The sequence below is a fragment of the Terriglobales bacterium genome (genome assembly GCA_035457425.1).
Lineage (GTDB): Bacteria > Acidobacteriota > Terriglobia > Terriglobales > Acidobacteriaceae > JACPNR01.
The window spans coordinates 1-13,619 of sequence record DATIBR010000067.1; the positions used below are offsets into that span (position 1 = coordinate 1).

The 13,619-nt window shown below is 66.9% G+C and carries 12 protein-coding genes; 4 read left to right on the forward strand and 8 right to left on the reverse strand.

Going from position 1 to position 13,619, the window contains the following annotated elements:
- Together VLA96_04745 and VLA96_04750 are read left to right on the forward strand one after the other, a co-directional pair.
- Positions 1-1,341: hypothetical protein (locus VLA96_04745; GenBank protein ID HSE48495.1), on the forward strand; the 1,341-nt coding region annotated here is incomplete at its 5' end.
- A gap of 152 nt (positions 1,342-1,493) precedes the next feature.
- A complete protein-coding gene (locus tag VLA96_04750; GenBank protein HSE48496.1) occupies positions 1,494-3,548 on the forward strand; it encodes a protein kinase in 2,055 nt (684 codons plus the stop codon).
- Between the two features lie 55 nt (positions 3,549-3,603).
- On the opposite strand, the gene VLA96_04755 is transcribed toward VLA96_04750, so the two are convergent.
- The 5 genes from VLA96_04755 to VLA96_04775 are packed head-to-tail and all read right to left on the reverse strand — an operon-like array spanning position 3,604 to position 7,298.
- Entirely contained in the window at positions 3,604-5,034 is a 1,431-nt protein-coding gene (locus VLA96_04755) for a DUF4097 family beta strand repeat-containing protein (protein HSE48497.1), read from the reverse strand.
- The gene (locus VLA96_04760) at positions 5,027-5,233 is read right to left on the reverse strand and encodes a DUF5668 domain-containing protein (protein HSE48498.1); all 207 of its coding nucleotides are present in this window, start codon (positions 5,231-5,233) and stop codon (positions 5,027-5,029) included. Before VLA96_04760 ends, VLA96_04755 begins: the two co-directional genes overlap by 8 nt.
- 9 nt (positions 5,234-5,242) lie before the next feature.
- Positions 5,243-5,938 (reverse strand): B-box zinc finger protein, encoded by a 696-nt coding sequence (locus VLA96_04765; protein HSE48499.1) that lies wholly within the window; start codon positions 5,936-5,938, stop codon positions 5,243-5,245.
- Positions 5,935-6,699 (reverse strand): anti-sigma factor, encoded by a 765-nt coding sequence (locus VLA96_04770; GenBank protein ID HSE48500.1) that lies wholly within the window; start codon positions 6,697-6,699, stop codon positions 5,935-5,937. Before VLA96_04770 ends, VLA96_04765 begins: the two co-directional genes overlap by 4 nt.
- Positions 6,699-7,298: a sigma-70 family RNA polymerase sigma factor gene (locus VLA96_04775; protein ID HSE48501.1), complete on the reverse strand. Its 600-nt coding sequence runs from the start codon at positions 7,296-7,298 to the stop codon at positions 6,699-6,701. The genes VLA96_04770 and VLA96_04775 overlap by 1 nt, the downstream gene beginning before the upstream one ends.
- A 406-nt stretch (positions 7,299-7,704) precedes the next feature.
- On the opposite strand from VLA96_04775, the gene VLA96_04780 reads away from it, so the two are divergent.
- Together VLA96_04780 and VLA96_04785 are read left to right on the forward strand one after the other, a co-directional pair.
- On the forward strand, positions 7,705-9,099 hold the full coding sequence (locus VLA96_04780; protein HSE48502.1) for an alkaline phosphatase family protein: 1,395 nt from the start codon (positions 7,705-7,707) through the stop codon (positions 9,097-9,099).
- Positions 9,100-9,197: 98 nt separating this feature from the next.
- Positions 9,198-9,506 (forward strand): hypothetical protein, encoded by a 309-nt coding sequence (locus tag VLA96_04785; protein HSE48503.1) that lies wholly within the window; start codon positions 9,198-9,200, stop codon positions 9,504-9,506.
- Between the two features lie 37 nt (positions 9,507-9,543).
- Here the strand turns inward: VLA96_04785 and VLA96_04790 are convergent, their stop codons facing one another.
- The 3 genes from VLA96_04790 to glgC are packed head-to-tail and all read right to left on the reverse strand — an operon-like array spanning position 9,544 to position 13,438.
- Positions 9,544-10,947, reverse strand: coding sequence for a hypothetical protein (locus VLA96_04790; GenBank protein ID HSE48504.1), 1,404 nt, complete (start codon positions 10,945-10,947; stop codon positions 9,544-9,546).
- Between the two features lie 33 nt (positions 10,948-10,980).
- The gene (locus VLA96_04795) at positions 10,981-12,156 is read right to left on the reverse strand and encodes a serine/threonine-protein kinase (GenBank protein ID HSE48505.1); all 1,176 of its coding nucleotides are present in this window, start codon (positions 12,154-12,156) and stop codon (positions 10,981-10,983) included.
- A gap of 31 nt (positions 12,157-12,187) precedes the next feature.
- A complete protein-coding gene (gene glgC / locus VLA96_04800) occupies positions 12,188-13,438 on the reverse strand; it encodes a glucose-1-phosphate adenylyltransferase (GenBank protein ID HSE48506.1) in 1,251 nt (416 codons plus the stop codon).
- Positions 13,439-13,619 lie beyond the last annotated feature (181 nt).

Below are 13,619 nucleotides of genomic sequence, written 5' to 3' on the forward strand. Positions count from 1 at the left end.
CTCGATCCCGCCGACATCGAGGCGCGCCTGGGCAAGGGCCAGACGCTCTACTGGTGGGGACGCCTCGACCAGGCCGCCGCGGTGCTGCGTCCGCTGATGCAGGTGCAGGCGCTCAGCCCGGAGAGCAAGACCACCACCGCCTTCACGCTCGCCGCCGTGGAGCACGGCCGCGGCAAGGATTCCGCCGCGCTCTCGCTGCTCTCGACTGCCGGCGACAACTCCGACGTCAAGCTGCTGCGCACCAACATCAAGGAAGGCATGCGGCCCGTTCTGCGCTTCACGTTCGGATGGGAGAACGACCAGGAGGAGCCCGGCGGCGCCAGCCTCGCGCCCACCACCGTCACGCGCGCGCTGCGCTACTCCACCGCGCTCTCCTTCAACGTGAAGCCTGACCTGCGCATGACCGTCTCCAACACCGTCACGCGCGCGACCACCTCGAATCCGCTTCTGGGCAAGCACGGCTCGGACGCGCTCGCGGTCGAGACCGAGGCCAAGCTCGACTTCCGCGTCAACTCTTGGCTGCGCATGCTGGTCGGGTTGGGCGAGGGCAGCCTGGGCTCGGGTTTCGGCTGCGACCTCCAGACCGTCCCCATGTCCACGTGCGCCTACTCGGGCGAGCGCACGCACCACCTGGTCTTCGACGTGCGGCCCTCGATCGCGCGCGGGCCGTGGCGCCTCGACCTCGACCTCGGCCGCCACATCGCCGACTGGACGCCGCTCAGCATCCATGACAGCGTCCTGCGCACCCGCTTCGGGGTCGCGGCCAGCTACAACTGGCGCGACCGCCTGTTGACCGGCGCCGAGTTCTGGCACTCGCGCTACAACATCGATTCCCCGCAGCTCGATCCCGCGCTCCTGCAGAACGACTTCACCGTCGACGCCGACGGCGTCGCCGTGTACATGACGCCGACCTGGTACCGCGGCGAGCACGTCCGCATCGAGGGCGGCGTGCGCTACGAGTGGTTCAGCTTCGACGAGAGCGCGTTGCGGCTCCAGTCCCCGGCGCCGGTGGGCGCCGATTCGGGCGGATTCTTCGCGCCCCACGAGTACCAGCGCGTCGCCGGCACCGGCCGCATCGTCTTCGAGCAGAGCCGCTTCCGCATGGACGTGCATGGCACCTTCGGCCCGCAGCGCGTCCAGGGCTTCGCCGCCCTGTCGCCGCCGCCCCCGGAGTGGGGCACCACCGGCAGCTTCGGCGCCGAGCTGAGCGGGAACTTCGGCCGCTTCCGCCCCTTCCTGGCCTACGAGTGGTTCGACACGGCCACCGCGGCCGGTCCGGGGCAGAGCAGCGGCTCCTACCGCTCGCATTCCATCGTGGGGGGCTTCACCTTCCGCTTCTAGCACCTTGGTGCTAGCTCCCGCCAAGCGGGGGCCCTGCTCCGGCGGGGCCATTTTTCTTGCCTGCCCGCTTTCCCGGCGGGCCAAATCGGGCTACACTTCACCAACCCCATTGCCACAATACCCAGGGTGTCTTCCAGCGAGGTACTTGAAGGATGATCGGGTCGAATTTCGGCCATTACCGCATCGATGAAAAGCTTGGTGAGGGCGGCATGGGCGTGGTCTATCGCGCCACCGACACCGAGCTCGACCGCTCCGTCGCCATCAAGACGCTGCTGAGTTCCGCCGACCCCGAGGCGAGCGCGCGCTTCATGCGCGAAGCCAAGGCGGCTTCGCGGCTGGCGCATCCGGCCATCATCACCATCCATCACTTCGGCGTGGAGGCGGAGACCCGCTTCATCGTGATGGAGTACATCGACGGCAAGACGCTCAAGCGCATCATCAACGGCCGTCCGATGCACCTGAACCAACTGTGCGAGATCGCCATCCAGGTGGCCGACGGCCTGGCGATGGCGCACGAGCACAACGTCATCCACCGCGACATGAAGGCCGAGAACGTGATGGTCACGCCGCGCGGCCAGGTGAAGATCCTCGATTTCGGCCTCGCCAAGCTCAAAGAGCCCGAGGCCAAGCCGACCGACAAGACCGTGTTCCAGACGCAGGTCGGCGTCATCATGGGCACCGTCAGCCACATGGCGCCGGAGCAGGCGCTCGGCTCCGAGATCGACGCGCGCGCCGACATCTTCTCCTTCGGCGTGGTGCTTTACGAGATGGCCACCGGCGTGATGCCGTTCGACGCGCCCTCCGCCCAGGCGATGCTGGCGAAGATCCTGAACCAGGAGCCCACGCCCGCCATCAACCTGAATCCCGAGCTGCCGCCGGAGCTCGACCAGCTCATCAGCCAGTGCCTGAAGAAGGACCGCAGTTTCCGGCCGACGGCGCACGAGCTGCGCGACCGGCTGAAGAAGGTCCAGGCGTCGCTGAGCGCCGGGCAGATCGCCACCGACATCCGCACGCAGGCCATCGCGCAGGGGATGGCGGCGGCGGCCGCCGCGCAGGCGCAGCAGGTGCCGGTGAGCGGCGTGCAGTCGAAGGCGAAGCTGGTCAGCTCGTCGCACATGCAGGCGGTCACGCCGGCGTCGTCGCCGCGGCTCGGCTCCGCCGCGAAGATGGCGCCCGCGGTCGCGAGCGCGCCTCCCAGCGGAGGCGCCAAGGCGACCTACCAGGCGCTGAAGGCGTTCCGCTGGTTGGCCTCCATTGCCACCCTCACCGTGCCGCTCTGTTTCCTCTTCTACTTCCTCATCTCCGGCGGCGTCATCCGGCCGCAGGTAGTGGAAGGCACCGCGGTGATGAACTACGCCAAGTTCTTCGTGGAGCCGATGCTCCGCATGGCGGAAAACCTGTTCACCTTCCGCATGGTGATGAACGGCTGGAACTTCATGCTGCTCATCCTGACGGCGGTCGCGTTCGTCGCCCGGCAGCTGGTGATGTTGCCGATCGAGAAGGCGGAGCACTGGGCCAAGACCAAGGTGGTGCGCGCCAAGGCGGCGGCGCCGGTGTCGGTGGCCATCACCACCACCGAGCGCGCGTCCTCGCACCGCCTGGCGATGCTGCGCGAGTACGCCGAGGCCAAGAAGTTCCTCTTCCAGGAGAAACGCAAGCTCGCGTTCCTCTCCATCGACGTCGTGGGTTCCACCAAGATGAAGATCGGCGAGGACAAGCTGGTCATCGAGCACGCCTTCTCCGAGTACAAGAAGTTCGTCGAGCGCATCCTGAAGGAGAACAACATCTGGAAGGTGGCGTGGACGCCCGACGGCATCATGTGCGCCTTCTTCACGACGGAAGATGCGGTGCGGGCGGCGCAAGGCGTCCTGGAAGGCCTGTCCTGGTTCAACGACGGCGTCCACCAGCTCAAGACGCCTTTCGGCGTGCGCTGCGGCATCAACGCCGGCGAGGTCGTCTTCCCCGAGGACAAGGCGATGGAGGAGATCTCCGACGAGACCATCGACGTGGCCGGCCACATGCAGAAGTACGCGGCGCACGGCGCGCTCTGGCTCTCGCGCACCGTGATGATGGAGTTGCCGGGCGACCACGCCGGCTGGCGCCCCATCTCCGACCAGAAGGTCGATGGGCACGACGTCTTCGAATGGCGCGGCGACGGCGCCGGCGCAAGCGCCCCGCGCGGCGCTTCGACTCCCGCCGAGCACTAGACCGGAACAACGCACCAAGGGCCGCGCCTCGGCGCGGCCCCTGTTGTTGGTATCGCTACGGCGTCGCGATCTTGCGGATCTCGATATCCCCGTGCTCGGTGCGCAGCCGGACGTTGGCATTGCCTCCGCCGACGCGGCCGGAGCCGTGCGTGGTGTCGCGCTGGGTATCGATCTTGATCTCCGAGAAATCGGTCTGGACCTCGCCGTTGCGCGTGCTCACGTCGGCGGTGAAGGCGCCTTTCTCCGGCAGGGAGAGCCGGATGGGACCGTTGCGGTTGGTGATGTCGATGTTGCCGACCGGCATCTTGGTCACGCGGACTTCGACCTCGCCGTTGGTGGTATCGAGCGTCAGGTCGCCCGAGAAGCTCTCGAAGTGCACTTCCTTCGAGCGCGACCGCAGTGTGACCGGGCCGCCCAGCGAGGTGACCCGCACGTCGCCCGATTCCATCGTCATCGTGCCGTCGAGGCGCCCGATCTCCAGGTCGGTGCGCGACGATTGGAAGCGCACCGGTTTCGCCGCGCGGCTCACCTGGATGGAACCGTAGTAGTCGCCGCGCAGCTCGACCTGCCCGCCGACGTCAGACACGGTGCAGTCGTTGATGCTGCCCTCGACCGACACGTCGCCGGTCACTTTCGATGCCGTGACGTCGCTGCGCCGGGCGTGGATCTCGGCCTTGCCGTTGACGTCCTCGACCTGGATGTCGCCGCGCTTGGTCTCGGCCTTGACGTCGCCGTCGCGGCCGATGACGCGCACGTCGCCGCGCAGCGTCATGATGTCAGCGCCCGCCTTGCGCGGCACCTGGATCTCCAGGTTGACGCGCGCGCGATTGGCGTTCTGCACGCCGCCGGTGCCGGTCGAGTCGACGATGACCACCGAGCCTTCCACCGTGATCTTGGGCGTCCGCGCCTGGTTCATCTGGTCGCCTTCGCCTTGCGACGACGCGATCGCGGTCGTGTTCGTCACCACGTGCAGCTTGTTGTCGTTCGAGACCGTGAGCTTCACGTCCCCGCGTTCGTTGACGACCCGAAGCGAGGAGTTCGCCGGGAAGTCGTGCTCCTGGGTGCCGGTGTAGGTGTACTTATTGCAGATGCCGAAGCAGATGGGTTCGCCGTCGATCTCCCACTCGCGGTCGCCGAGCGCGCCGCCATACTTCCACACGCCGGTGGCGGCCGACCCGAGAATGATCACGAAGATGATGAGGAACACGCCGCCCACGCCGATGCCGGCTGGACGGTAGCCCTCGCGCTGCGCGTGCCAGTACTCGAACAGCTTGATCACGCCCCACAGGATCAGCAGCAGCGGCCAGTACTTGGCGAACAGCAGCCCGATGTTGTGCCAGCCGAGCAGGCCCATGTTGCCGAGCAGGAAGATGATGCCGAGCGTGATCAGCACCACCGGCCCGGCGAACGAGCGCCGGGGCGGCGGAGGAGGCGCCTGCGGAGGCAGGGCAGCAGGCGGTGGCGGCGTGACAGTCGAGCTAGCCATGGTTCACCTTGTCCGAAGTGGAGTCAGTACCGGCGGCCGGTTGCAGGAAGCCGGAGTGTTGCAGGAGCATGGCCGCGCCGATGGCGATCAGCAGGAGAGGCCAGGTGTCCTCGAAGTCGTAGCGCGTGAATTGCTGCACCAGGAAGAGCACGCCCACGGTGATCATCGCGACCGGACCGACGAAACCTTTGCGTTGCATGCTTCCTCCTTAGCTCGCTGCCGGGCGATTGCGCATCAGCAGGCGCACGCCGAAGAAGATGAGGATCAGCGGCCACAGCTTGCCCAGCCAGTACATCCGGAACATCCCCATGTTGCTGAGGAAGAACAGCAGGCCCATGCCGATGAGGATGACGGCGCCGACCGGCACCTTCCCCTGGGGTGCAGCCTGCTCGGCGGGGGCAGTGGCGGCCGGGGCGCTCGATTCATGCACGCCGACCGAGCGATAGATGCCGAGCGGGTCCGGCGTCGGCAGGCCGAGCTGCTTGGCCTTGGCCGACCGGTAGGCGTCGAAGATCTGGTAGAAGTAGAAGAACGCGATCATCAGGCCGAACAGCGGCTCGGCGCCGCCCGCGTTCTTGACCGCGACGATGAGCAGCGCGAAGAGGCCGCAGTGCAGGATGGCCTTCCCCACCTGTCCGTTGTAGACCTGGCCCACGCCGAACGGGAAAAAGCCGGCGAGCACCGCCGCGAGCGCGGGGTTGGGGGCGTTCGGGACCACTACGGCGCCCGGCGCGCCGGCCACGGCGGCTCCCGCCGCCGGCAGCGTGTCGCTCAGGCGCGCGACGATGCAATCCTCGCAGTAGATCACCCCGCGGACGTCGCGCTTGCACTCCTCGCAGATCGCCTTGCCGCACGTGCGGCAGAACGCGGTGGAGGGAGTCTGTGGATGGTTGGCGCAGTTCATGCTTCGCTCCTGTCTGCATCGAATACGATCTGGGGCCGCGCTTCCGCCAGCTGGATCGCGGGACGCTCGAGCGAATAGCGCTCGTTCTTCTCTCGCTTGTCGTTGTTCTCGCGATTCTGCTCGCTGGTGTCGGAGCCCGGTCCTTGCGGCTGCTTCTGCTGCTGCTGTTTCTGGTCCGGCTGCGGCTGCGGCTGCTCGTCCTGCGAGTTGGTCGCGTTGCGCAGGTCGCGCAGCGTCGACTGCACCTGGTACACGAACCGCAGGTTCTCGTAGTAGCGCGTCACGCGCCCGGTGGTCTCGTAGTAGCCCTTCACCACGTTGCTCTTCACCGCGCTCGGCCGCAGGTCGAGGTTCTTGACGTCGGAGAGCTGCACGCCCGCCACGTTCAGCACCAGCATGATCGAGAAGAAGGCCATCGCGAACGACATGCCGAAGCGCGGCGTCATGAGCGCGGCGAACATCGGCCGCAGGCTCCACGACCACTCGCGCGCCGCCTTCTCTTCCACCGTCCGCGGCGCCACCTCGCTGGTGACGTTCAGGATCTTCTGCACCAGGTAGGCCGGCGGCTCCAGTTCGGGCAGCCCGCGCAGCAGGCTGCGGCCTTCCTGGGCCAGCACCATCGCGGGCGCGCACAGCGGGCAGCCGGCCGCGTGCCCGGCCATGCGGGCCATCTCCGCCGGGCTCAGCAGCCCGTCGATGGCCTCGGCCAGCAGCCCGTCAAACTCGGCGCAATTCATCGGTTTGTGACCCGTCTCGGTCATCACATCACCTGCCTATGGGTACGTTGCAATAGCCTTGCCAGTTCCGTCCGTCCGCGATTGATGCGCGATTTCACCGTGCCCTCCGGAACCTTCAAAATGGCCGCAATCTCCCTGTAATCCATGTCTTGCAAGTCCCGCAGGATGACCGCCTCGCGCAGCTCGGGTGAGATCTTGCCCAGCGCCTGCTGCACCAGCTTTTGCGTCTGTTGGCTGCGGACGCGGTCTTCCGGCCCGGCCTTGGGGTCGGCGAGCTGCTCGGCGGGCGTGGGCGCGTCCTCGTCCTGCTGCGGCGCGGCGTCCAGCGAATCGGTGATTCGGTCCTGGCGCGATTTGCGGAAGTGGTCGACCAGCAGGTTGCGCGTCAGCGTGGTCACCCACGAGACGAACGCCCCGCGCTCCACGTCGTAGCTCCGGAGCGACCGGTACATCTTGATGAAGACCTCCTGCGTGAGGTCCTCGGCCTCGTCGGGCGAGCCGGTGAAGCGGTAGCACAGGTTGTAGATGCGCCGGTTGTAACCGCGCACGAGCTCTTCCCAGGCGGCTGCGTCGCCCGCAACGGCGCGACGGACCAATCCGGCGACGGCCTGGATGTCTTCCAACCAGAGCTCCCCAGGGACCCATGTGAACCGCTTCCTCACTCCCTGGTACGCAAGCGGTCCGCGCGAAGTTCCCTAACTGTAAGGAAAGAAAAGGCATTGTAGCGGAAAGCGAGGCTTCGTGCAGGGCCGCGAGGACCATCTGCTGCGCGTCCAGAGAAGCCGCAGGATCAAGCACTTACGGACGACGGTCTCGCGTCGCCGGCGCGGCCGGCGCCGCCCGCGCGAAGAAGCGGCGAAACCGGCGGCCGGCACTGGCGACGCTCGGAAAAGGCAGAGCAGCCTCTGGTCAGGTGCTTGCAACTAAACGTGGCACGGGAGGGAATCAGCCCCTTCGTCAGCCGCAGCGCCCGGCAGTGGCGTGTGGCGCTCCTCTCCCGCGGATCAAAGGACCAAGGGACCCAGGGCCATGAGTTTCAATCGCAGGGACTTTCTCAAGATCGCCGGCACCACCGGCGCGGCGATCGTCGGCAACGGATGTCGCGGGCTCACCAACGGTGGCGACGGCAACGGCAATGGCGGCGGCGGCACGCCGCCACCTCCGCCTCCCGGCGGCGGCGACATCAACGCCGTCGAGCACATCATCTTCACCATGCAGGAGAACCGGTCGTTCGACCACTACTTCGGGCGGCTGCCGCAGTATCGCCAGGCCAAGGGCATTCCGGGCACGGTCGACGGCCTGCCCGAGGGCGCCAGCAACCCGTCGTACGACAAGTCGACGACGATCCCGTCGCACCACATCGAGACCGACCGCCACGAGAACCTGAGCCCCGGCTGGCGCGAGAGCCATCGCTGCTGGAATCGGCAGGACCCGGAGTCGCCGACCGCCACGCTCGATGGCTTCGTCTTCAGCGCAGCGAATTACTCGCGCAACACCACAGAACCCGCCTGCGATTTCGAAGGCGTGCGCGCCATGGGTTATTACGACGAGCGCGACTTGCCGTACTACTACCGGCTGGCTTCCGAATTTGCCATGAGCGATCGCTACTTCTCGAGCGTGCTGACGGCCACGCAGCCCAACCGCATGTACCTGCTCTCGGGCTCGAGCCACGGGTATATCCGGCCCCTCAGCTCCGCCAACGGTGACAAACCCATCCAGGCGCCTGCCATCTTCGATGTGCTGGAAGAGAAGGGGATCAGCTGGAAGATCTACATGGTGAACAAGTCCGATCCCGGCGAGTTCAGTTATTACGCGCTCTTCCAGGGCTATTACAACAAGGGCGGCCGGAACAATCCCAAGATCGTGGACGCCGAGGAGTTCTTCACCGACGCCGCCAGCGGGAACCTGCCGCAGGTCGCGATGTTCGAATCCGGGGTGGGCAGCGGCCTCGACGAGCACCCGCGGAATGACATCCAGAAGGGGGTCGCGATGATGCGCCGCTTCTTCAACGCCGTCATGAAGAGCCCGGCGTGGGGCAAGTCGGTCACGTTCTTCAACTACGACGAGGGCGGCGGTTTCTTCGATCACGTCGCGCCGCCGAGCGCGCCCAAGCCCGACAACATCGAGCCCTTCCTCGGGCCCGACGATCCGGCCGGCAGCTTCGATCGCTACGGCTACCGCGTGCCATTCGTCGCCGTGTCACCGTTTGCACGCAAGAACTACGTCTCGCACACCACCGCGGACCACACCTCGATCCTGAAGTTCATCGAGAGGCGCTTTGGCCTGCCGGCGCTCACCAGTCGCGACGCCGCCGCGCATGACCTGCTCGACATGTTCGACTTCGCGGGCGCGCCGTGGGCCACTCCGCCCGACCTGAGCGGCGTCCCGGTGCCCACGGACGACCAGAACATCTGCAACGTGTAGAGACTCGGAAGGCCGGGCCGCGCTGCGGCGCGGCCTTCCCCTTTTTGCGGCAACCGCGCAGCCGCGGCCCGGACTCTCATCCCGGAGGAGAACATCCGATGCCCGCACGCAAGAAACCGAGCAGGAAGAAGAGCAACAAGAAGGCCGTGAAGCGCACCACCCGCATCGTCCGCGCGCGCTTCGCGCCCCGCACCAGCGTGGTGGAGAAGCCCGTGGTCGTCGCGCTCGCCGCCGCCGCGCCCGTCGCCGACGAGATCACCGAGCAGACCGTCATCCGCACCGAGCCCGAGGTCGAGGTACGTAAGCCGGCCACACTCGCGCAGGCGCTCACCGAGCGCGCCGAGGTTGTGGTGAAGCCGAAGACGCGCGTGCTGCGCAAGGAAGTCAAGCACCGGCACATCGCCTGAGGCGCCTGCTGCGCGCTGGGCCGCGATTCGCTGGCGGCTAGAAGTTTTCCAGCAGCCAGGCATTGCTGCTGGTAGCGCGGATGTCAAACACCAGGCGCCGGCCGTCCGGGGAGACGATGGGCGAGCTGATCGGCCGCGGAGACGACCAAAGTCTCTGGAGCCGGGAATCTCGCACGCTGGACAGGATGTTCTGACGGGTCGCCGAGGTCGCGACCAGCAGGTCCTGCGAGCCACAGGAAAAAGCGACTCCCGCGATGGCTCCCGGGAAAGCCGTCAGCGGCAGAGACGATTCGCGGCCGCCGCTCAGCTCCACCACGTGCAGTCCCGCCGCATCCGCGGTGGCGATACGTGCCCCGTCACACGACAGCGCCCAGAGGGGCGTGGCGCCGGCTGGGCTGGGGGGAACGTGCGGCAGCGGCTCCCGCTGCCCGTTGCGCCAGTCGAAAAGCTCGAAACGAAGACCGTCTCCGCTTAGGAGCACGCAGCGGGAGGCTTTGCCGCGGGCCGGCGCGGGACAATGGAATTGGGATCCCGGAGGCGCTTCCAGCACGGGAGTGGCTGCCCCGCCACCCATCGGGATACCCAGCAGGCGGACCGAAGCGCCATTGCCGGGAGTGGACCAGTACAGGACGGTGGCGCCGTCGGGAGCGACTTCGGCGCCGGACTGCTGGTCAGGCCCAGCGGCGATCTGCTCGCCGACCGGCGCATCGAGCGGCTGCCGGAACACGTCGAGCGTGCCGTTGCGGGTGGACTCGAACAGCACGGTCTTCCCGTCGGGAAGCCAGCCGGTGGCGTGGTCGTCTCGCTCGTCCAGCGTGACGCGAACGGGCTCGGTGAGCGCAGAGCCGCGGAAGGACGCGGCGTACACGTCGGATTGCTCGCTGCTGCGGACGATGGCGAGGCGTTTGCTGTCGGCGGTCGCGGAAAGATCGGCGATGGCGACCCCGGCGTCGACCTCCAGTTGGCGCTTCTTGCCCGCGGCGTCGATCTCGTAGAGCAGAGAGCTCGAGCTCTCGGAAGGCTGCGCCGCCATGATCAGCCGGCCATCCGGCAGCCACACGAAGGTGCGCAGATGCTCCTGGCGCGCGAGCACGCTGCGCGTGCCGTCGGCGACGTTGAACGCCTCGATGTTCGCGGTCGTCTCCCCCACATAGCGGACCAGCACGGCGATCTGCTTGCCGTCGGGAGACCACTGCAGCTTGCCGAAACCCTCCCGCAGGGAAGCGGTGGCTAGGACGCGAACGTGCTCACCGCTGGGGTCCACGACCGAAAGATTGCTCGTGCCCGTGCTGTTGCGGAACGCGATGAGCGAGCCGTCGGGCGAGGGCACCGCGCCTTCCGCGTCACCGCGGATCTGCCGCGGCGTAGCGGCAAGGACGTTGATGATCCAGATGCCGGTCTTCTCGCCGTGCTCCCCTGGTCCTACGCCGCTGGCCACCATCCTGGTTCCGTCCCGGAACCACGCGAGGTTGAGTCAACGGAAGCAGAAGCCCGGAGGCAGCTTGAGTTGATTGGTCTCGCCCGATTCGATCAGGCGGATGTAAAAACCGGTCGGATCGGAGTACGCCAGGTGCTTTCCGTCCGGTGAGATGGCCGCGGTGAACACCGGCGCATCACCGGGGTTCGCGGTCAGTTGCTTTTGCACCGCCGGACCCGGCGGCTGGACTGGGCCGGGCGCGCGATAGCGCCACAGTCCCACCCCGGCAGCCGCGAGCAGTGCAGCGGCCGCCACGCCGGCCCACACGAGCCGGCGCCGCGGCCGGCCCAGGGCGGTCGTGGGCACGTCGATGGCGGATTCCGAGTCGCGCTTCACGCGCCGCAAGTCGGCGCGCATCTCCGCGGCAGACTGATAGCGCAGGTCGAGGTCTTTCTCGAGCGCTTTCAGGATGATCTGCTCGAGCGCGAGCGGCATCGCCGGGTTGATGCGCGTCGGCGGGATCGGGTTCTTGTGGACCACGGCGTCGCTGATCTCGCCGTTCGTCTTTCCGTTGAATGGCGACGCTCCGGTGGCCGCGCGGTAGAGCACGATCCCCAACGAGAAGATGTCCGAGCGCCCGTCCAGCTCCCGGCCAAGGACTTGCTCGGGCGACATGTAACCCGCCGTGCCGGCCGTCGTGCCGGCCGCCGAACCAAACGTCTGAGTCGCCATCGAGTCCGAGAGCCTGGAGTTGGCGCCGTGCTTGGCGAGACCGAAGTCGAGCACCTTGGCGCGGCCGGCACGAGTGATGAAGATGTTCGTAGGCTTGATGTCGCGGTGGATGATGCCCTTCGCGTGCGCCGCATCGAGCGCATCGGCCACCTCGATCGCGTAGGAGAGCAGCTGCGGCAGGGGCAGCGCGCCTCGCGCCAGGTGAGTCTCCAGCGTCGCGCCCTCCAGGCATTCAAAGACCAGATAGACCAGGTCGCCCTGTTCGCCGATGTCGTGGATGGTGCAGATGTTCGGATGGTTGATGCGGGCGATGATCTTGGCTTCGCGCTCCAGCCGGGAGCGGTAGTCCGGATCGCCGGAATAGCGGGGGGGAAGGATCTTGAGCGCGACGTCGCGGTCCAGGCGGGCATCGCGGGCGCGATAGACCTCGCCCATGCCGCCGGCGCCGATCCGCTCCAGCACTTCGAACGAGCCGAGCCGGGTGCCCTCCTCGAGTCTCATGGAGGGGGGATTATAACCTTCCTTGCGCAGGCTATTCGCTGGTGAAGTAGTCAACGGCGACCGGGCTCTCGAATAGCGAGTAGTCCCGCGTGACGACGGTGATGCCGCTATCGGTGACGAAATAGCGCTGGCGGTCGGCCTCGGGCTCGAAGCCGATGACCGAACCCTCGGGGATGTGCACGTCGCGGTCGATGATGGCCTTCTTGATGCGGCAGTGCCGCCCGATGTTCACGTGCGAGAAGATGATGGAGTCGTCGACCTCGCTGTAGGAGTTCACGCGCACGTCGGGGGAGAGCACCGAGCGCCGCACCACGCCGCCCGAGACGATGCATCCGTTCGAGACGATGGAATCGATGGCCGTGCCGGTGCGCTCCGGCTCGTTGAACACGAACTTCGCCGGCGGATACTGCCGCTGGTGCGTCCGGATGGGCCACTCCTTGTCGTACAGGTTGAACACGGGCGAGACCGACACCACGTCCATGTTGGCCTCGTAGTAGGCCTCCAGCGTCCCCACGTCGCGCCAGTACAGCGCTTCCTTCTTGTTCTCGTCGACGAAGTTGTAGGAGTAGACCTTGTAGTCGTCCACCATCTTGGGCAGGATGTCGTGCCCGAAATCGTGCGACGAGTTGGGGTCCTCGGCGTCCTTGAGCAGCACCGGGATGAGCACGTCGGTGTTGAACAGGTAGACGCCCATCGAGCCCGAGACCATGCGCGGGTTGTAGGGCGAGCGCAGGTCGGTCTGCTGCGGCTTCTCCTGGAAGCCCACCACGCGCGACTCGCGGTCGATGGCCACCACGCCGAAGCGGTAGGTCTCGCTCGGGTCGATCAGGATGGTGGCGAGCGTGACGTCGGCGCCGGCGTCGTTGTGCTGCTTCAGCATCCGCTCGTAGTTCATCTTGTAGATGTGGTCGCCCGAGAGGATGAGCACGTGCCGCGGCTGCTCCGCGCCGATGGAGTAGATGTTCTGGTAGACCGCGTCCGCCGTCCCCAGGTACCAGTTCTCGCTCACGCGCTTCATCGGCGGCAGGATCTCGACGAACTCGCCCAGGTCGCGCGCCACGATGTTCCAGCCCTCACGGATGTGCCGGTTGAGCGAGAGCGCCTTGTACTGGGTGAGGATGTAGACGTGCCGCAGGTCGCTGTTGATGCAGTTGGAGAGCGTGACGTCGATGATGCGGTAGATGCCGCCGAAGGTCACCGCCGGCTTGGCGCGGTCGCGCGTCAGCGGATACAGGCGTTCGCCTGCGCCTCCGGCAAGTAGGACCGCTAGGGTGTCTTTCATCGGCGTCTACTCAGTGCGAGAAAACAAACAGAAGATGCCACTGCCTTGGCCCGAGTTTTCGAGCATAGCACAGGGCAGAGAAGCGGGTGGACGGCGCGGATAAGCCTTGCAAACAGCAACGGCCGCCCGCATGGGGCGGCCTTGCAGACTGCGATGCGGCTTACTCGACCGAGATCCGCAG